Raw genomic sequence first — 21,075 nt, forward strand, 5'->3', positions numbered from 1 at the left:
GAAATGATTTTTGTGACTAAGTCCGCAGGACGACTAAGTTGCGAAGCGACGACTAGTGACTAGTGACTATCTACTCTCTTCAACTGACTCGGAAAATACACAAACTGATTCGCGAATTCCTTTTGGAAAAAACCTGAAACAATTCCTTCAATGAATTCTGGATGTGATTCCTCGAAGGTGGGAAGCCAGCATTGCAGGGAATAACCAACAGAATCTGGTTCTTGATGGGAGCTAATTTCAAACAAGAAAATTTGATCAACAAAGGCCTGTTTTTCGATTTCAGGCATAATGACCGTTTTTAAGGCACGGATAGCGGATTCGTGAATCGTGGGCTCAAAAAATAAGGATAAGTTGTATTGGATCATTTTAGGGCGTTATATAGAATTTCTGCCGTGTGTAGACCTTCTTGTTCGATACCGTCTTTGATTTGATGACGACAAGAGGTTCCGTTGCTGGCAATGATGCTTTTAATGGGTTTATTTAATAAACGGGGGAACAAAACGAGGTTAGCGATTTGCTGAGATAATTTATAGTGCTTCTTTTCATAGCCAAAAGATCCCGCCATTCCGCAACATCCCGTAGGTAAAAGCTCTACTTCATATTGGGAAGGAATACTTAATGCGATGCGTGTGGCTGTTAAACCGGCGATGGATTTTTGATGACAATGTCCATGTAACAGAATCTTCTGTTGTTTGCCATGGAAGTCATCTATGCTAATTTTACCTGCTTTAAATTCACGGGCGATAAACTCATCTATGAGTAGGCAATTAGGTTTTAAGGCCTCAGCTTGTGCTCGTTTATTTGCATCGACTAAGGCAGGAATTTCATCTCTAAAGGTTAATAAGGCACTCGGTTCTATACCGATTAGGGGGTGGTCAGTAGATATGAGTGCTTGCAGTTTTTCTACATTGGAATTTGCCAAAGCCTTGGCTTCGACGAGCATTCCTTTGGAAATAAAACTGCGACCAGAGATGATATCCGACGGAATCTCCACTCCATAGCCCAAGCGATTCAATAATTTGATTGTTTTTTGGCCTAAAGGAACCTCATTGTGATTTGAGAATTCATCAGCAAATAGATAAACTAGGCCGTTCTTTAATCCCTGCTGAGGATTTTTCTTCGCATAACGCTTGAACCAGGTTTCTAAACTGGTGAATTGAACAGCAGGCAGACTGCGCTCTATGGCAAATCCCATGGCGACTTTAATTAAAGAAGCAGTCAAGGGGAATTCAACCAGAAAATTATACAAGGGAGCTACATAACTAGCATAGCGTTGTAGGGTTGGGAAGTTGCCAATCAGTTGAGTGCGCAAGGGAACTCCCGATTTCAAATAAGACTGCTGCAGCGTTTCTGCCTTTAGTTTACCCATGTCCACACCGGATGGGCATTCTGTTTGGCAGCCTTTACAAGACAAACATAAATCTAGAATCTCGTGTAAATCAGGATTCGAAAAGGTTTCTTCTGCCGGAGAACTCAATAATTGTCGGAGCATATTAGCCCTCGCTCTTGTGGAATCTTTTTCCTGCAAAGTGGCCATATAACTGGGACACATCGTTCCGCCGCTTAAGGATGTTTTCTTGCAATCCCCTGATCCTGAACATTTTTCAGCTAGTCCAAGTGGATTTCGCCAAACACCATAATCAAAATAATAGGATGGTTCTGTCGCTTTTTGATCTGTAAAACGGAAAGCCGTATCCATCGCGGGACTGTCCGTTATTTTACCAGGATTAAAGACATGTTGTGGGTCAAAAACGTGTTTAATCTCTTTGAACAAGCTATAGACTTCTTTTCCCATTAATTCAGGAATAAATTCACCACGTAAACGACCGTCTCCATGTTCGCCACTTAAAGATCCTTTGTATTTCTTAAGTATTTCAACTGTTTCAGCCAAAATGCTCCTAAATAATTTGATTCCTTCCGGACTTTTCAAATTGATAAAGGGCTCGATATGCAATTCTCCCGCTCCAGCATGCGCGTAGTAGGCAGCTTTCGTTTCGTGAAGAGCCAGTAATTCCTGTATTTCTGCCACATATGCGGGCAAATCTGAAGGATCCACAGCACAATCTTCAATTAAATTGACGGGTTGTGTATCACCTTCTAGGTTACGAATTAAGCCCAATCCAGCTTTTCTGATGTCCCAACCTTTGGCAATATCAGTACCCCATAAAATAGGGTAGGCATATCCTTGATTGGCCTGATTCAGATCCTGAATTAAATTAGATACGTTCCTGTCGAGTTCTTCTCGAGAATCAGCTCGCATTTCCACCATCAAGATGGCTGCCGGTTTTCCTTCGATAAATCCGCGATCTTTCTCAAAATTAGGATGCCCCTCCGTGAATGACAAAATGTAATCATCCACTAATTCTGAAGCCAATATGGGATGTTTTAGGGCTGTGATATTCGCCTGTAAAGACTCTTGCAAACTATGACAATGAATACAAATTAAAGCTACCTCTGGCTGAGGGAGATCTAACAAATTCAACTTCATTGAATGAACGACAGCCAATGTTCCTTCCGAACCCGCGATTAACTTAGATAAGTTAAATTGTTCACCCTCAGGAGAGAAGGGCTGCATATCCAATAAAGCATCCAGCGCATAGCCCGTATTTCTACGTTTTAAGGATTTCTTAGGAAAGCGGTCTTTTATTAAAGTCTGGATCTCGGGATTGTTCAACATTCGGTGAATTTCCCGGTAGATTTTACCTTCTAAATTTTGTAGGGTGGTCTTGTGGTAAAATTCCTCCCGAGTTAATGGTTGGGTGTGAATCTCCGTTCCATCTGATAAAAATGCCCGTGTTTCTAAAATATGATCCCGTACATTTCCCCACACAATACTATGCAATCCACAGCTATTATTTCCTAACATTCCGCCTAATAAGGCGCGGTTCGCAGTTGAAGTTTCTGGACCAAAAAATAAGTCAGCACTTGCTAAATGCTTGTTTAAATCATCCCGTACGATACCCGGTTCTATCCAAACGCTTTTCTCTTTCTTATTAAGCGAAATGACTTTGCCTAAAGCGGATGAAATTTCCATCACAATTCCATCACCCACGACTTGTCCAGCCAAGGAAGTTCCGGCTCCTCTAGGAATTAAGCCTGTCTTTGCTTGTATGGCGAATTGAATGAGACGTTTGATATCTTTCGAAGAGGCTGGAATGGCCACTGCGGCTGGTTTTACTTGATATACCGAGGCATCGGTCGCATAGATACGCTTCGCTATTCTTGCTGATTGACTCTCGTCAAAAAACAATTGACCCTCAAAATGGTCTTTCAATAAACGTACCTCGTAATTACTCCAGCTCATAATTCCTAAATGGAAAGTGAATTTACGAAATCCAATCTTACCTTCATATTGCCATTCAAAGTTTATAAGCTCTGTTCATAAAAGTTCACCATTTTCTTGTGATTAATTTTCTAAATTTGAATTCTATCCGAATCCTATGAAGTTTTTAATTCAAGTTTACGAGAGTTTGATTTTTGCCTACCAGGCATTGCGCTCGAACATCATGCGCACGACTTTATCCCTTTTGGGGGTGAGCGTGGGGATTTTTGCCATTGTCGCTGTATTCACGGCCGTAGATTCTCTCAATAAAAACATTCGTTCAGAAATTGATTCTTTCGCGGGTTCAGGTGTATTATATGTTGGTAAATGGCCTTGGTTGATGCAGAATAACTATCCTTGGTGGAAGTATTTGAACCGACCTGAGATGAAATACAGCGAATTTCAGTTCTTGAAAGACAACTTAAAATCAGCTAAAGCAATTGCTATTATTGACAATGGTCGTTCCGCTTCAGCCACTAGAGGGAGCTCTAGTATGGATGTGAATATGACTGGAGCTAGTTATGATTATAATCAAATTACGAGTGTGCCTATTCAATTAGGTCGTTATTTCTTGCCTATTGAATCAGAAAATGCCCTAAATGTGGTGATTATTGGTTCCAAAGTCTCAGAAAATCTCCAGGCTATTGTAGGAGATCAAATCAAATTAAATGGGATTAAATTCCAAGTAATTGGAATTATTGAAAAGAAGGGTAATGACATGTTAAGTTTTGGTGGAACGCCTGACGAAAAGGTATTTATCCCTTATTCAACCTTCTCAGCTGTATTTCAAAAAGATAAGCCAGCACCAGATATCGCTATTAAAGCGATGGATGACGATATCGGACAAGAGGAATTAGAAGGGGAGGTAACGGGTTTAATGCGTTCATTACGTTCTATTAAGCCTAAACAAGAGGCAAATTTTGCTGTGAACCGTTTAGACGGTTTAAATCAGTTTTTTGATGGCATTTTTGCGGCACTAAACATTGCAGGAGCTTTGATTGCTGGATTCTCACTTTTAGTGGGAGGTTTTGGAATCGCGAATATTATGTTCGTTTCGGTAAAGGAGAGAACAAACATTATTGGAATTCAGAAGTCCTTAGGGGCCAAGAATTATTTCATCTTATTTCAATTCTTATTCGAGGCGGTGTTTTTGAGTTTGATTGGGGGATTAGTCGGCATTGGATTAGTTGTCTTATTAACCCTCATTCCGCAGGATGCCTTACCATTAGTTCTTTCGATGAAGAATATCGTGACAGGATTATTTATCTCCAGTTTTATCGGTATTCTTTCTGGAATTATTCCAGCTTGGGTTGCCGCTAAGATGGATCCAGTAATCGCAATCCGATCAAAATAAAGAACTGTCTACCAGTTACTGACTACTGTCCACTGACTACTAAAAAGCCTCCCCTAAACTAATAGGAGAGGCTTTTAATTTTAACCCTGTAAAATTACAGAGATAAAGTATCTAAAACGGAGTTCATGTTACGTACCGCGTCAGCTGACTTGTTGAATGCAGCTTGCTCATCATCAGTTAACTTATAGTCAACAATTTTCTCCCAACCATTTTTGCCTAAAACGACAGGAACGCCTAAGCAGATATCTTTTTGGCCATATTCTCCATCAAGAGATACGCAACATGCCATGATTTTTTTCTCATCGCGTACGATTGCTTCGACTAAAGCAGCTCCTGCAGCACCTGGTGCGTACCAAGCAGAAGTTCCTAATAAGCCTGTAAGTGTTGCTCCACCTACCATCGTATCTGCTACTACTTTATCTAAAGTAGAATCATCTAAGAATTGAGAAACTGGAACGCCGTTATACGTAGCTAAACGCTTTAATGGGATCATTGTTGTATCACCGTGACCACCGATAACCGTTCCTGAAATATCATTAATGGATACATCCATCGCTTTTGCTAAATAGCACTTGAAGCGAGCAGAGTCTAAAGTACCACCCATACCAATGATGCGGTGCTTGTCTAAACCAGCTACTGACTTCGCTAAATACGTCATTGTGTCCATCGGGTTAGAGATGATCACGATGATCGGGTTTTTAGAATACTTTAAAATGTTTTCTACTACACTTTTCACGATTCCCGCATTTACTCCGATTAACTCCTCACGAGTCATACCTGGTTTACGTGGAAGTCCTGAAGTAATCACAACGACATCAGAATTTGCTGTCTTCGTGTAATCATTAGTCGAACCGATTAACGTTGTATCAAAACCTAACAAACTAGCTGTTTGATACATATCTAATGTTTTACCTTCTGCAATACCTTCTTTGATATCTAATAAAACTAATTCATCTGCCAATTCTTTTCTGGCAATGTTGTCAGCACAAGTTGCTCCTACAGCACCTGCTCCTACTACTGTGATTTTCATTGTTATAATTTTGGGTTCAACTGATTCAAAAAACGATACAAAAATACGACAAATCCTTAAATGATTTTACTATATTTAAGCATTAATCGAAATTATTATGTCGCAATCAAGCACCTGGGTGAAGCGTATCGTGGATTCCCGCTTTTTTAAGGAAGCGATGGAAAAAAGTGAAGTGCTTTTTTCTCAAAACAAATTAGGGCTTCTGACTTTGTTGAAGGGGGCATTGAAGAAAGTGCAAGAGACTGCTGCTAGCAGTAATTTAACTGTAGTTAAGTTATTAAATCGTTACATTGTACTCTTTAGTGAATTAATTAAAGGCTATGTCCAAGGAACGTATACGAAATTACCTCTGGTGACGTTAGTTAAAATAACGGCAGCTTTGCTCTATTTTGTGATGCCCTTTGACTTCATTCCAGACTTTTTACCATTAGTGGGTTTTGCGGATGATTTAGCTATTGTCGTTTGGGTAGGGAAGGCGATAAAAGATGAGTTGGATGAGTTTGAAAAACATCTTTAAATACACGAATAATTAACCTTTTTTAAATATATTTACGAAAATTTAGACAAAACAGATATGATGACTGCAAGCATATTATTATTTTTAAATAGCCTAGGTGGTGGCGAAATGTTATTAATCGGCCTTTTGATTTTATTATTTTTTGGTGGTAAAAAACTACCTGAATTAATGAAGGGGCTAGGCAAAGGTATTCGCGAGTTTCAAAATGCGAAGAATGATGTGAAAGATCAGATCAATAAAGAGTTAGACGATACGAAAGAATAAGTCTCACTTATCCCTTATAGCTGCATAGTTGGAGAAATTCAACTATGCTTTTGTGTTTTATACAGATTCCCTTTTTAATGAGTTTTACGAGTCAACCTTATGCGAAAATTAGGGAGAAATTGCTAGCGGGTGAGCTTTCAGTTTCTACCATAGTCGCACAACATTTAGCCCAAATTCAAGCCTATAATCATTCCTTGAATGCTTTTTTAGAGGTGTATGAGGAGGAAGCGATCCTGAAAGCAGTCCAAGTTGATGAAAAAATCAAAGCAGGAACTGCTGGGAAATTAGCGGGCTTAGTGGTGGGTATTAAAGACTTACTTTGTTATGAAGGGCATCATTCGTATGCCGGAAGTAAAATTCTAGATACGTTTAAATCGACTTTTTCAGCAACGGCAGTACAGCGTTTACTAGACGAAGATGCGATTATTATTGGTCGCCAAAACTGTGACGAGTTTGGGATGGGAAGTACGAATGAGAACTCAGCTTATGGACCTGTATTGAATTTTGCGAATCAGGCCTATGTGGCTGGTGGAAGTTCAGGTGGTTCTGCAGTGGCTGTTCAAGCGGGAATGTGCCAGGTTTCGTTAGGAACTGATACTGGGGGTTCCATCCGTATGCCAGCTGCTTTTTGCGGAGTGGTTGGTTTAAAACCTACCTATGGATTAGTATCTCGTTGGGGTTTAATTGCTTACGCGTCCTCTTTCGATACTATTGGGCCTATTACAAATTATGTATCAGATGCGCGTTTAGTGCTGGATGTGATAAAAGGGGACGATGGTCAGGATAGTACGGTGAGTTCCATTATTCTTGCTATTCAGAAAGACAAGAAGCGTATTGCCTATATCAAAGAAGTCGTGGAACATCCAAGTCTGCAACCGGAGATTAAAGAAGCATTTCAGCGTAAAATAGCTTCTTTGCAAGCATCTGGTTATGTAGTAGAAGGGGTTGACTTTCCATACATCGATCAGTTATTGCCTACTTACTACGTTTTAACGACAGCAGAATCAAGTTCTAATTTGTCTCGTTTTGATGGGGTGAAATTTGGTCATCGTACGGAGAAGGCAGGCGATTTAATGCAGTTGTACAAGCGTACGCGTCAAGAAGGTTTTGGGGAAGAAGTCCAAAGAAGGATCATGTTAGGCACCTTTGTGTTGAGCGCTGATTATTATGATGCATATTATACAAAGGCTCAAAAGGTTCGTAGACTTATTCAGGATAAAACCTTAGCCATTTTAGGCGCTTATGACTTTATCATTTCTCCTACGACTTCATCTACCGCTTATAAAGTAGGAGAGAAGACAACAGATCCAATTCAAATGTATTTAGGTGATTTATTTACCGTACAAGCGAATGTAGCGGGGATTCCTGGTTTATCTATTCCGATGGGAGTAGATAGTGAAGGTCTGCCCATGGGCTTCCAATTGATGACGAGTCCTTTTCAAGAGCAGAAGTTATTAGATCTAGGTGAATTGATAAATTCTGATGAAAAATAGCATCGTTTTTCTTTTCTGTTTATTTCTCTCTTATGTTTCCTTTTCTCAGGTAACAGGAGCCTATCAGCCTGCCTATGATTTTAAGCAGATTGATTCATTGGCTCAATTAGAGCAAGGTGGGCCTCCCGCTTTCACCATTGATCCAGGATTAATTCAAGATCGACTTAAGAAGTTAGAAAATGTAATTCCGTTGAATTACAATATCATTACGCATCAGTTCGTAGAAATTTTTGCTTTTAGAAAAGCCAGTTTCACGCAACGGATGTTAGAAAAGAAGGATGTTTTTTTTCCTTTATACGAGAAGTATTTAATAAAATATGGCCTTCCAGATGAGTTGAAGTACCTATCATTGATTGAATCAGGATTAGAGAATAGGGCTATTTCCAATAAAGGAGCTGGAGGTTTATGGCAATTCATGCCTTATACGGCTCGTGGTGATTTTGGAATGCGAGTGGATCAATACATTGATGAGCGATTTGATGCGGAGAGAGCAACGGAGGCGGCTTGTCAATACCTGAAGCGATTACACAAGACCTTTGGAGATTGGCATTTAGCGCTAGCAGCTTATAATACGGGACCAGCGAATGTAAAACGGGCAATGCGCCGTTGTGGCGGAAGCAATGATTTTTGGGGTATTTATGCCTGCCTTCCGGCTCAAACGAGGGCTTATGTACCTCAGTTTATCGCTATGACCTATATGATGAATTTTCATTGGGATCATTCCATTCAGCCTGAGAATTGGGTCATTGATATTCCAAAGGACAGTATTCTTGTTAGTGGTTACCTGAATTTGAACATCCTAACTCAATTAACCGGATTTTCATTAGATACCTTAAAACGCCTTAACCCGCATATACTTTCGCATTTTTTGCCTAAAAATGCGAAAAATGTAAAAGTTCACTTACCTAAAAGTCATTTTACCTATTTTACTCAAAATAGAGGACGTATTATGGATTCGGCTAGGGTAGACTTAAGCATACCAACCGAATTGGAAGCCGATACTTTGGAAGAGAAGGAGGAAGAGGTGCCGGAGGTTTCGCATGTGGCTAAACGCTTCACGTATAAAGTGAGAAGTGGAGATAATTTATCTTCCGTCGCTCGGAAATTACGGATCAGTGTAGGTGAATTAAAGCGATTGAATCAAATCAAAGGGAGTAAGTTAAGGAAAGGGCAAATCCTTTCTTATTATAAATTAACTAAAGCTAAGCAGCGCTTCTCAAAGAAATACAGTCGAAGAAAGTATACGAAGAGTCGTAAATCAAAGAAGAGTAAAAAGAAAAAGTCACGAAAACGTTCTAAACGCAGGTAATATGATCGCTTATTTAAAAGGAAAATTAGCACACAAAGACCGTGCTCACGTGATTATTGATGTGAACGGGGTTGGTTATGAAGTAAAAATCTCCCTTCAAACATATGCTGCATTAGGTGATGGAGAAGAAAATTGCAAGTTGTTTACTCACCTACAGGTGAAAGAAGATTCTCATACCTTGGTTGGGTTTCATTCCATGGATGAGAAATACCTGTTTCTTGATTTAATTTCTGTTTCTGGAATTGGGCTGAGTACAGCTTTGGTGATGTTATCCTCCTTCTCTTCGAACGAAATTCGTTCCGCCATTATGAACGAAAACATTGCTTTGATTCAGTCTATTAAAGGAATTGGTTCCAAGTCTGCACAGCGTGTTATTTTGGAATTGAAAGATAAGTGCAAAAAAGATGCCTTGTTTGTAGAAGCTGGAATTGCTTCTCATGACGTGCATTTTGGCAATAAACAGGAGGCATTAGCTGCGCTTGTTACTTTAGGCATTCCACGTACTGCGGCTGAAAAGAGTCTTGATACCATCTTGAAATCAAATCCGGAAGCAACGGTAGAAAATTTAATCAAATTAGCCTTGAGATAATTGACTAAGCAGAAAAGACATAGAAATGTGCTTTTGTTCCAGGTTTTACTGGGACTCGGGATGTTTTTGTCTTTTTCTGGAAATGCTCAGGTCGATACCGTAGCTAAATCGGGGAGGAGACCTCGGTTATCTTTGAAAAAGTCCGCTAGGACCTCTTCTAAATCTCCCTTTTCCATTTACAAATCTAAGCCTTCGTATTCTTTTGAGTCGGATGAGAAATTAGTGGTTCAAAAGGATGCCACAGGAACCTCTTCGATTACAGATTTTTCTACGTTTAACCGCCTTCAAAATCAGCAGGTTAACCGCAGTTTTTGGCAATCCTATTCAAAAAGTTTAGACGGAAGTAGTAACCTAAAATCGAGAGGTCTTTTCCCGTCTATTGAATTGCCTCCCGCGATTGATCGTATTTTCGGAGGGACCGAGGTCTCTTTTAAACCGAATGGTTCACTTCTCTTAGATGTGGGTTATATGGGTCAGTTCGTTGATAATCCAGCCATTCCTGTTCAATTGCGCTATGTCGGTAACTTGTTCTTTAATGAACAGGCGCAGATTAACTTTCAAGGAAAGATTGGAGATAAGTTAAATTTGAATGTCAATTTTGACACGAAGGCTAGTTTTAACTTTCAAAATCAATTAAAACTAAATTGGAAGACTCAGGAAGAAGATATTCTCCAAAACATCGAAGTAGGAAATACCTCCTGGACTTTGAATTCTCAATTAATTCCGGGTATTCAGAATTTATTTGGGGTGAAAACTTTATTACGTTTTGGTGCCTTAGATATGACGGTCGTTGCTGCACAACAACGTTCAAAACAAGATTGCATTACGCTTAAAGGGGGGGCTCAAGGGAAGAATTTTGAATTGAGAGTCGATCAATACGATGAGAATAGGCACTTCTTTTTGTCATCCTATTTCAGAAATAATTACGAGCGAGCACTAAAGAATCTTCCGGTAATTACCAGCGGGATAGCGGTAACTAGGGTAGAAGTATATGTCACTAACCGGACTCAGAGTACAGAAACACTTCGGAATTTAGTCTCTTTGTACGATTTGGGGGAATCAAATCCCTATAATAGTACTAATTCCATTGTACTTCCTCTTAATCCAACAAGTCCGGTAGACAATAAGGCAAATGGGATGTATGCGAAATTGCAGGCAGACCCGAACTTACGGAAATCTAATGAGTCTACAGACCGTTTAGAAAACACCTATAATTTAAAAAGAGGGACAGATTTTGATGTATTGAAAGGGGCAAAGCGCTTGACAGATCGCGAATTTAAGTTTAATTCTCAATTGGGATATATCTCCTTAGTTGCCCCTTTGCGAAATGACGAAGTGCTAGCGGTTGCCTATGAATACACGTTAAATGGTCGGAAATATAAGGTAGGCGAGTTAACGGAAGATTACCAGGCTCGTCAAGATGATGAGGTGTTGATTCTAAAAATGTTGAAATCCAGTACGATTCGGAATAACCTGAATCAAGCATCAGGTAGGCCTCATCCGATGTGGGATTTAATGATGAAGAATATTTATTCTTTGAACACCTCCTCCTTAACCAAACAGAATTTCCAATTGCGAATCGTGTATAAAGATGATGCGACTGGGATTGATAATAGTAACCTGATCGAGGGTGCGAATTTCAAAGATATCCCTCTGGTTAAAGTCATCGGGTTGGATAAGTTAAATTTTGTGGGTGATCCTCAGCCCGATGGAAATTTTGACTTCGTAGAAGACATAACGGTGGACTCAAAGAATGGTAAAATTATTTTCCCTATTCTGGAGCCATTTGGGTCTAATTTGCGCTCAAAGTTCACTGCTTCCGAAGCTAATTTAATCGACAAATACGTGTTTGATAAGTTATATTCAGGCACACAAATTGATGCGGCTCAGCTTTCATCGAAGAATAAATTTTTCATAAAAGGTTCATTCCAATCAGGTTCTGGTGGAGATATATCGTTGCCATTTGGTGTAGAGGCCAAGTCAGTTACAGTAACGGCAGGTGGTCAATCACTTTCAGCTGGCACGGACTATATTGTGGAGCCGCAATCAGGGCGGGTTAAAATCATTAATGAGGGTGTTTTTAGTTCAGGTCGCGAAATAAAGGTTTGCTACGAGAAGCCAGATTTATTTTCTAATCAGATACGTACCTTATTGGGAACACGTTTAGATTATAATCTGGGTAAGAATATTCACCTGGGTGCTACGATTCAAAACATGTCTGAGAGTCCGCCGGCATTTTTCAGACGTGTGGCGATGGGGAATGAACCGGTGAATAATACGCTATTGGGTTTTGATGCCACGATTCTTCAGAATTCACCTGGTTTAACTCGCTTATTGGATAAGTTACCTTTGATTTCTACTAAAGAAACTTCTGTCATTGATTTCCAAGGAGAATTTGCCAAACTGATTCCGAATGTCAATGACCGCGTTCAAGGGAATGCGTTTATCGATGACTTTGAATCGGCACGTGTCATTTATAATTTAAGTTCCCAACCGACACTTTGGAAATCAGGCGCAACTCCTAAATCTTATGTGCAAGCAGGAAATAAACTTGCAGCAGGATTTAACCGAGCTAAGATTTCTGCCTATACGGTCGATGCGAGTATTTATGGTCAAGGTGGATTTGGTTTAGATGTTCCTGGAATCGATCCCACAAAGGTGAACGCGTATGCCTACGAGCGGGTAGTGACTCCTAAAGGTTTATTCCCTAATAAAGACTTTGCAAATAACATTACCAATTTACCTATTGGCGTATTAGATGTGGCTTATTTTCCATCAGAAAGGGGCTTATATAACTTTAACCCTAATTTAAGTGCGAACGGTTTGTTGCCCACTCCAGCGTCTAATTTTGGTTCTATTACACGAGCTATCAGTTCAGATACTGATTTTGATAACGCGAATGTGGAGCAAATTGAATTTTGGTTGATGGATCCATTTATTGGTGGTGAAGCTGGGAAGATTCGAGATGGTGTATTTAATAAAAACAACGAGACTGGGGGTAAACTCGTGTTTCATTTAGGGGATGTCTCGGAAGATTTTATACCAGATGGCTATTCGAATTTTGAGAATGGTATTCCAGCCGGTGATAAAATTACTTCCGGAACGGGTAAAAATGTAGAGACGACTGATTGGGGATTAGCTCCATCGCGTCAGTTCGTGATTAATGCGTTTGATAATTCAGCGGGACGTGAGAAGCAAGATATTGGTCTAGATGGATTACCTAATCGATCCGATGACGCCAATGCCGTAACTGAGGTAACTCATTTCAGGGCCTATTTAGATCAGATTAAGGGGAGAGTGACGGATGCTGCTGCTTTGGCAAAAATCCAAAATGACCCCGCAGCAGATGATTTTGATTATTATTTGAATCAAAAATTCAATTCGACAGAATCATTAATTCAGCGTTACAAGAATTATTTAGGGATGGAAAATAATAGCCCTTCTACGGCTAATCCATCTAACGCTAGTTTTACGGAGGCGAATAGCATGTTACCTGACCGGGAGGATTTGAATAATGATAATACGGTCAACGAAAATGAGGCCTATTTTGAATATGAGGTTGATTTGAAACCTAGTTCGCTCCAGATTGGATCAGGATTTGTAGTCGATAAAATAGCAGAGGGTGGTGTTAATTGGTATTTATTCCGCATTCCCATTAAGGATAAGCGTATTTATAAGACACCTGCTGGGGAAATCAATTCGTTTAAATCGATCCGTTTTATGCGGATGGTTTTGAAGGAGTTTCAAGAACCAGTGGTATTGCGTTTTGCCCAATTGCAATTGTCTGGCTATAGTTATCGGAAGTTTACAGGTGAATTAGATAAGCGGGGAGGGCAGGATTTGCCTGAGTCTTACGATGCGAAATTCCGGGTTTCGAGTGTCAATATCGAGGAAAATGGTCCAGCGAATAAAGGCGAATCGGCTATTCCATACGTGGTTCCACCTGGATTTGTGCGTGATCAAGATATTACAACGATAAATAATGCTCGTTTGAATGAGCAATCGATGAGTCTTTGTGTGGATAATTTACGTCCAGGGGATGCCAGGGCCGTCTACAAAAATACTTTGTTCGACTTCATTAATTACAAGCGTCTGAAGATGTTTGTTTCAATGCAAAGTCCTGATGCAATTAATGGTCAAGTGAGTGCATTCTTGCGATTTGGTACAGATTTAACTGATAATTACTACGAGATTGAAAATACGGGTTTGACTCAAACTCAGAAGGGGCAAAGCCTAGATACGGAGATTTGGCCAATGGAGAATGAATTTGATATGGAATTTGATCTAGTGAAGCAGGTGAAAACGGAGCGTGATCGACAAGGAAAAAGTTTGAATGATCGATTTACGATGCTAATAACGAGTTCTACAGGTAAAGTTTATAAGATTACGGTGATGGGACGTCCAGATCAAAGTGCCACAATGGTTACGATGATAGGGGTGCGAAATACCAGCTTGACGAATAAATCCTTCTGTATTTGGGTGAATGAGTTGCGTGCCTCCGGTTTTGATCAAACCTCAGGCGAGGCGGCAGTTGGTAAACTAGGTTTAAAGCTGGCGGATTTGGGTACGATTCAGATGAATGGGAGCTTTAAGAATTATGGTTTTGGCGGTGTTCAAGCAAAAATTTCCGAACGTAGTCGGGAGAATAATGTTGAATATGGCATTACGGCTAATTTGAATTTAGATAAGTTATTGCCAAAGAACTGGGGCTTTAAAATTCCCTTCTTCATCACCTATGACCGAAGAAATATTTCTCCGCAATTTGACCCATTTGATCCAGATATTTTCTTGACTAATTCGATTCAGAAATTCTCTTCAGAGGCAAAGAAACAATCGTATTTGACCTTAGTGGAGGATAATACGGAACGGAAAGGGTTTAATTTCTCTAATGTGAAGAAATTGAAAAGCCCGACGGCGAAAACTTCGTATCCTTGGGATTTTTCGAATTTCACCTTTTCTTATGCTTTCTCTGAGATGCTCAGAACGAGTCCATTAATTGCAGAGTATTCTCAATTAAGTCATAAAGGAAGTGTTTTATATGCTTTCACCAGCTCGTCACGTTTTTTAGAACCCTTTAAAAAGGCCTCATTTGATTTGATTAAGGACTTTAATTTGAATTTAGTGCCTTCTTCGTTACTTGTTCGTTTAGACATGGATCGCAGTTTTATTAAAACGCAGATGCGCAATGCTGAATTCACAACCTTAGACGTAGCCCCTCAGTTTGAGAAGTATTGGTTTTTGAATAGGCAGTATGCGATGAATTGGAATTTAACGAAGAGTGTTGTTCTAAATTACAATGCACAGGTTAATTCCATTATAGATGAACCCATAGGGGATTTAGATACACAAGAAAAAAGAGATTCGGTGATGATAAGTCTTCGGGCATTGGGTCGTGCGAAAAGTTTTGATCAACAGGCCGGAATGGTTTGGCGATTGCCTTTGCAAAAATCGGTTTTAACGGATTGGATGAATGCAGATTATACCCATCGCATCGGATATAATTATTATGCGAACTCTTTTGACATACGCGATTCTTTAGGTTTACCTTTTGGGAATATCATCAAAAATACGCGGGAACAAGCGATTAATGGTAAAATAGACTTTGTTGCTTTATATAACCGTGTAAAAGCGTTGCGCTGGGCGAATAGTCCTCGTTCTTTTGGTAAAAATATCGCTCGTAATCCAGGAGATGACGAAGAAATTGTGATTCCAGCAAAAGGAGCACTTAAATCCATTACTCGTCTTTTGTTAACCCTTCGCGGAATTCAAGTTAATTATGCAATTAATGAATCGACAACTTTGCCAGGTTTCCTTCCTAATCCGGGTATGTTAGGTATGAACGCTATTAATCAAGCGCCAGGTTTTGATTTTATTCGGGGTAGTCAGGATGATGGCATTCGATTCAAGGCCGCCGAGAATGGTTGGTTAACTCGTAGTACCGTTCAAAATACGCCTTTCACGCAATTACGAACGCAAAAGCTAACCTATTCCACTCAATTAGAACCGACCAAGGATCTTCGAATTCAAGTGGATGGAAATTATAACCGCGGGGATAATTACCAAGAATTTTTCCGTCCAGATAAACCAGGTGGCCCTTTTGTTTCCCAAAGCCCGATTCGCTCTGGTAATTATTCCATGTCCTTCTTGTCCTTCATGACGGCATTCTCTAATCCGGAGACCGTATTCGAGGAATTCAGATCTAATCGCTCTGTTTTATTATCTCGTCTAAATCGTTCGAAGCCGACTGAAATAGGTACTTATAACCAAAATTCTCAAGATGTGCTTATTCCAGCCTTCTTTGCGGCATATTCAGGTGTTTCTGCGAATAGCGTTAAATATTCACCTTTCTACGATATCCCATTACCCAATTGGAAAGTAGATTATAATGGCTTGAATTTAATTCCAGGGATAAAAAATAATTTTGCTTCCTTCACTATTTCGCACATGTATTCGAGTACCTATAATGTAGGTAATTTCGTTTCTTCTTTAGAATATGGGCAGTTTGCGACGGATTATATGAACCTGTCATTAAACAGTTTATTGTATCCACTGTCGTCTCGATTTGATCCGGTAACGAATACCTTGATTCCAGTCTATGTGATGAGTACGATTTCCTTTGTGGAACGATTCTCTCCATTAATTGGAGTGAATGCGGTAACTAAGAGTAAGATTTCCCTACGTTTGGAATACAATCAGGATCGTAATGTCGGTTTGAATTTAGCGAATTCCCAAGTGGCTGAATTAGCCAATAAGGACCTCACCGTTGCGGTAGGATTTACGAAAGCGAATATGCTAATCCCTTTCAAAATTAATGGGAGAGCTGTACGACTACCCAATGACTTACGTTTCAATATGAATCTAACCATTCGAGATACTCGTACTTTGCAACGGAAATTAGATGCGGAGACGATTGTGACCCAAGGTTTTGTAAATTTCCAATTCCGTCCACAATTAAGTTATAACGTCAATAATAAATTGACGGTGACAGCCTATTTTGATAAAATGATGAACAATCCTCTGGTTTCTAATTCATTCTATCGTTCCACTGTGGCAGGGGGCTTCCAAATCCGATATAGTTTATCTGAATAATCGAAAATCGTTTGCAATAAATAGAGTTTTTTGTGACCTTTGTGGGCAAACAAATTATCATATGAACTTTCCAAGCGAATTAAAATATACTCAAGAACACGAGTGGATTAAAGTAGATGGCGATGTAGCTATCGTAGGTATTACTGATTTTGCTCAGAGTGAATTAGGAGATATCGTTTTTGTAGAGGTGGAGACCGTGGGTCAAAACATTGCAAAAGACGGTGTTTTCGGTACAGTTGAAGCGGTTAAAACGGTTTCTGACTTATTCTTACCTGTCGCTGGTGAAATTGTAGAATTTAATACAGCCTTAAACAATAGCCCAGAATTAATTAATTCAGATCCTTACGGAGATGGCTGGGTAGTGAAAATCAAAGCAGCAGATGCGGGTGATCTTTCTCAATTGATGGATGTGGAAACATACAAATCCTTTATCGGACATTGATTTTAAAACCCTGTTAATCAGGGTTTTTTTATATAACAGAACAAATGCGGATCTTATTCAAACAGATTTTAATTCAAGATAGCCGTTCTTCTAATTTTGGGAAGAAGGTGGATCTTTTATCCGAGAATGGTCGTTGGGTTGCCATTGGTTCAGCTATTGAGGAGAAGGCGGATGAAGTGGTATGTGGTGATCAATTACTTTGGTACCCATCCGTAGTGGATTTACGTGTACATCATACTTTACCAGGTGGTGAGCATAAAGAGGATTGGACTAGTTTGCAATCTGCCGCAAGAAAGGGTGGGGTTTTAGATCTACTTTTATTGCCTACCGGCGATCCTGTTCCACAACAACCAGAGGCGATACACTATATAGCCTCTAAATTAGCAGGATCAGGAATCGCTTGCTACCCAGCTGCTCCCTTAACTTTAGATAATAAGGCAGAGAACTTTAGTGACTTGATGGATCTGCATAAAGCGGGGGCCTCTTGGTTTAGCCATGGAGCCGGTTCTCTTCAAGATACAGACCTGATGCTTAAGTGCTTGCAATACTTGCAGCCCTTACCCGTTAAAGTTATCTCTCGCCCAGACGTGAAGGGTTTATCTTTATTTGGCCAAATCCACGAAGGACTTCAAAGTACCTTATTGGGTTTAAAAGGAATCCCTGTTTTAGCTGAGACGATGCACATCAAAAGGGATTTGGATTTATTAGCCTACGTGATGAAGCACTCCTTCGGGCTTGCGGATGCTGAATTCTCCTTACATCTCTCCTGTATATCAGCTGCCGAATCAGTAGAATTGATTAAACAAGCGCAAGCGTCCGGATTACCAGTTACGGCTGATGTGGCGATCTATTCTTTACTATTTACTGAAGAGGCTGTCTCTGATTTTGATACCTTAAAGAAGGTAAATCCGCCGCTTAGAACGGAACAAGATCGAATAGCCTTATGGCAAGGTTTAAAGGAGGGCGTAATTCAATCAGTCGTATCTGATCATCACCCAGTGGAAGTGGAGAATAAAGACCTGGAATTTGATCAAGCCTCCTTTGGTACGATTGGTTTAGAGACCTTGGCCATCGCTTTCTTATCAGAAGCTTCTAAACAAGGATTAGCTAAAGCAGATCAATATATTTCTCATCATCCAGCTGCCTTCTTAGGTTTCAAGCAGCCTGAGTTACAGGTGGGGGAAAAAGTGAAAGGTGTCGTGATTTCGAAAGAAGCGTTCGTGTATGATGCGAATTCGATCGTTTCTAAATCAAAGAATTCTATTTTCATTGATCATAAGTTTGATTATAAAATAAAGGGAGTATATGGTCAATAATTGGTTCTCAGAAATTAGCCGATTTGTCATCTACGCCATCTTATTTGTGGTTTTACTCGTGGCTTATGGTTTCATTTTGCAGCAAATAGGTATTATACCCATTGGTGGAAAAAAGGCACCGACCTTCGTCTTTTTACTTTTCTTTCAATGGTGGTATATTTTCAAATTCCCTAGTCGTAATCAAGGAGAGAAAAAGCATTTCCTTGTTTATTTTGTATTGCAATACATTTTAATCATTGTAACGGCCACCTTTTCAGCTTTATTTCTACATTATTTTTTCCAAACAGGACAAGGCCTATATATGTTAGACGGCTATATTCAACAGAGTTTATTGGAATTAAATGGGTATAAAGAAGTGATTGTGAGTCAAGAAGGGGGAGAGTATTATAACAGTCTTCATGACGGGATTAAATCAATTAATGCTTATAGTATCGCCAAGGATGATTTTGTTCAAAAAATTGCACTAGGCTTTTTGCCAAATTTGTTAATTTCACTTTATTATAAAAAATAGCTATGGATAATTCAACAAACGAATCAAGTGTTTCCTCTTCTGTTATTGCCTTAAAATATGGCTTCATTTCAGGCTTATTGAGTTTTCTTTTCTCCACTCTAGTAAATGTCATGGGTTGGGCTGAGAATTTCCAAGAATCTATCGGATGGATTTCAGGGATCTTCTCTTTAGTGTTAGCCGTTACGATTACCTATTTATGTTTAAGAGAATATAGAGAACAGAATGCAGGATATATTACCTATGGCCAAGGTTTAGGATTATCCACATTATTAGGCGCCATTGGTGGTCTAGTAGCCGGAGGATTTAACTATATCTACATCGAATTCATCGATAATTCAGTGATTCAACGCCAAATGGATTTAGCGAGAGAGAAGATGGAGGACCAAGGAATGAGCGCTAGCCAAATTCAAAGTGCTGAAGAAATGACTCGTTTATTTATGAATCCTGGAATGCAATTCGTAGTTGTAGTTATTACAGGAGTAATTTTTAATTTCTTGTTAGGGTTAATCGTATCGGCTGTTGTTAAGCGCGAGAAACCTATTTTTGAATAAGATGTTAGCACTTCTAAAGAAAGATGTGTTGGCCTTTTTTAGCTCTTGGATGGGCTGGGGGATCATCGCATCTTTTTTTGTTTTAATGGGTGTGTATGTTTGGGTGGTTGATGGTAATGTACTCGATTTTGGGTTCGCTGAATTATCTGTATTTTTCAATCTAAGTCCTTGGTTTTTCTTGTTTTTAGTCCCTTCACTGACGATGAATTCTTTTTCGGAAGAAGTAGAGAAGGGTACATTTCAATTACTGAGATCATTGCCAATTTCCGATACCCAAATTCTAGGGGCGAAGTGTTTAGCGCTTTTAAGCATCCTAATTTTAGTCCTATTACCTAGCCTTTTTTTTGTACAAAGTATTGCCTTGTTAGGTTTGCCAGCCTCTAATTTTGATTCCTCTTTGATTTATGGAGGCTATGCAGCTTTACTGTTACTATTACTTTGTTTTGTTGGATTAGGTGTATTAGGTTCTAGTTTTACGAAGAAGCAACCGGTAGCTTTCCTATTAGGATTAGTCTTGAACTTCTTTTTTTGGCAAGGTTTGAAGGAACTAGGCTGGGATATGTTTGATTTATCCTCTCCTTATAATCGATTGAGTATGGGAGTCCTTCAGTTTACTGATCTTTGCTTTTTTTGCGGATTTGTACTCGTCTTATGGGGTGCAATACGAATTCGAATGAGTCGTATTATTTAAAATCTTGAATTGAAATTCTGTGAGAGCAGAATTCAATTTCTCTAGCTTCATTCGAAGCAATAATGATTAACTTTTCTTTCTGTTCATTAAGTCGGTCAAAAAACCAGTTTTTTGCTGACTCGTCAAAATTAGTCGTGGGTTCATCTAATAATAATACGGGCCTATCAGATAATAAAGCAAAGCCTAATTTGATTTTTTGGCGCATGCCGGAGGAATAATTCTTGATGGGTTTATGCCTGTCAGGACTAAGTTCAATGAACTTCTCAAAAATATCTATGTTGATGGAAAAGGGGAGGTACTGGTTCTTCTTTAGCAATTCCAGATGCTCCACTAAAGTATATTCCTCAATTAATTCCACGTAAGGCGCAGCATACGTAATTTGTGAATACACATTTTCAGCCTCTACTTGTGGCATCTCCACTTTGCCTGAATTGGGTAAAGTATATTGCGCTAAGAGTTGAAGTAAAGTTGATTTACCTGAGCCATTAGGCCCTGTTATAGCATAGGAATTTCCTGCCTTGAATTGATAGCTGAATTGTTTAATGACATATTCTTGTCTAAACTTTTTTGAGATGTTTTGAGCAAGAATTTCCATTC

General features: G+C 39.4%; 16 protein-coding genes. 12 read left to right on the top strand and 4 right to left on the bottom strand.

Going from position 1 to position 21,075, the window contains the following annotated elements:
• Positions 1–59: 59 nt before the first annotated feature.
• Entirely contained in the window at positions 60–365 is a 306-nt protein-coding gene (locus V7S74_RS01090; RefSeq protein WP_406776930.1) for a DUF4286 family protein, read from the bottom strand.
• Positions 362–3,304, bottom strand: coding sequence for an FAD-binding and (Fe-S)-binding domain-containing protein (locus V7S74_RS01095; protein ID WP_406776931.1), 2,943 nt, complete (start codon positions 3,302–3,304; stop codon positions 362–364). Before V7S74_RS01095 ends, V7S74_RS01090 begins: the two co-directional genes overlap by 4 nt.
• A gap of 136 nt (positions 3,305–3,440) precedes the next feature.
• Here V7S74_RS01095 and V7S74_RS01100 point away from each other — a divergent pair, with 136 nt between their 5' ends.
• Positions 3,441–4,676 (top strand): ABC transporter permease, encoded by a 1,236-nt coding sequence (locus tag V7S74_RS01100; RefSeq protein WP_406776932.1) that lies wholly within the window; start codon positions 3,441–3,443, stop codon positions 4,674–4,676.
• A gap of 94 nt (positions 4,677–4,770) precedes the next feature.
• Here V7S74_RS01100 and mdh read toward each other — a convergent pair whose 3' ends face one another.
• Positions 4,771–5,706 (bottom strand): malate dehydrogenase, encoded by a 936-nt coding sequence (mdh, locus tag V7S74_RS01105; RefSeq protein ID WP_406776933.1) that lies wholly within the window; start codon positions 5,704–5,706, stop codon positions 4,771–4,773.
• A 97-nt stretch (positions 5,707–5,803) separates the two neighbouring features.
• On the opposite strand from mdh, the gene V7S74_RS01110 reads away from it, so the two are divergent.
• From V7S74_RS01110 to V7S74_RS01160, 11 genes are all read left to right on the top strand, one after another.
• On the top strand, positions 5,804–6,223 hold the full coding sequence (locus V7S74_RS01110; RefSeq protein WP_406776934.1) for a YkvA family protein: 420 nt from the start codon (positions 5,804–5,806) through the stop codon (positions 6,221–6,223).
• Positions 6,224–6,280: 57 nt separating this feature from the next.
• Positions 6,281–6,487 (top strand): Sec-independent protein translocase subunit TatA/TatB, encoded by a 207-nt coding sequence (locus V7S74_RS01115; protein ID WP_201737841.1) that lies wholly within the window; start codon positions 6,281–6,283, stop codon positions 6,485–6,487.
• 77 nt (positions 6,488–6,564) lie between these two features.
• Entirely contained in the window at positions 6,565–7,980 is a 1,416-nt protein-coding gene (gene gatA, locus V7S74_RS01120) for an Asp-tRNA(Asn)/Glu-tRNA(Gln) amidotransferase subunit GatA (RefSeq protein WP_406776935.1), read from the top strand.
• Positions 7,970–9,289: a lytic transglycosylase domain-containing protein gene (locus tag V7S74_RS01125; RefSeq protein ID WP_406776936.1), complete on the top strand. Its 1,320-nt coding sequence runs from the start codon at positions 7,970–7,972 to the stop codon at positions 9,287–9,289. The genes gatA and V7S74_RS01125 overlap by 11 nt, the downstream gene beginning before the upstream one ends.
• Before the next feature lies 1 nt (position 9,290).
• Positions 9,291–9,878 carry a Holliday junction branch migration protein RuvA gene (gene ruvA, locus V7S74_RS01130; RefSeq protein ID WP_406776937.1) on the top strand — a complete coding sequence of 196 codons (588 nt, stop codon included), beginning with the start codon at positions 9,291–9,293 and terminating at the stop codon, positions 9,876–9,878.
• A gap of 132 nt (positions 9,879–10,010) precedes the next feature.
• On the top strand, positions 10,011–16,967 hold the full coding sequence (gene sov, locus V7S74_RS01135; protein ID WP_406776938.1) for a T9SS outer membrane translocon Sov/SprA: 6,957 nt from the start codon (positions 10,011–10,013) through the stop codon (positions 16,965–16,967).
• A gap of 61 nt (positions 16,968–17,028) precedes the next feature.
• Complete coding sequence (gene gcvH, locus V7S74_RS01140) at positions 17,029–17,409, top strand: glycine cleavage system protein GcvH (RefSeq protein ID WP_406776939.1); 381 nt, start codon at positions 17,029–17,031, stop codon at positions 17,407–17,409.
• A 44-nt stretch (positions 17,410–17,453) separates the two neighbouring features.
• Positions 17,454–18,725 carry a dihydroorotase gene (locus V7S74_RS01145; protein ID WP_406776940.1) on the top strand — a complete coding sequence of 424 codons (1,272 nt, stop codon included), beginning with the start codon at positions 17,454–17,456 and terminating at the stop codon, positions 18,723–18,725.
• A complete protein-coding gene (locus V7S74_RS01150; RefSeq protein WP_406776941.1) occupies positions 18,715–19,236 on the top strand; it encodes a hypothetical protein in 522 nt (173 codons plus the stop codon). Before V7S74_RS01145 ends, V7S74_RS01150 begins: the two co-directional genes overlap by 11 nt.
• A gap of 2 nt (positions 19,237–19,238) precedes the next feature.
• Positions 19,239–19,787 (top strand): DUF4199 domain-containing protein, encoded by a 549-nt coding sequence (locus tag V7S74_RS01155; protein ID WP_406776942.1) that lies wholly within the window; start codon positions 19,239–19,241, stop codon positions 19,785–19,787.
• 1 nt (position 19,788) lies between these two features.
• On the top strand, positions 19,789–20,478 hold the full coding sequence (locus V7S74_RS01160; RefSeq protein ID WP_406776943.1) for an ABC transporter permease subunit: 690 nt from the start codon (positions 19,789–19,791) through the stop codon (positions 20,476–20,478).
• On the opposite strand, the gene V7S74_RS01165 is transcribed toward V7S74_RS01160, so the two are convergent.
• Positions 20,471–21,073 (bottom strand): ABC transporter ATP-binding protein, encoded by a 603-nt coding sequence (locus tag V7S74_RS01165; protein WP_406776944.1) that lies wholly within the window; start codon positions 21,071–21,073, stop codon positions 20,471–20,473. The genes V7S74_RS01160 and V7S74_RS01165 overlap by 8 nt on opposite strands.
• Positions 21,074–21,075 lie beyond the last annotated feature (2 nt).

It is taken from the genome of Aquirufa novilacunae (assembly GCF_045310505.1).
Taxonomy (GTDB): Bacteria; Bacteroidota; Bacteroidia; order Cytophagales; family Spirosomataceae; genus Aquirufa; species Aquirufa novilacunae.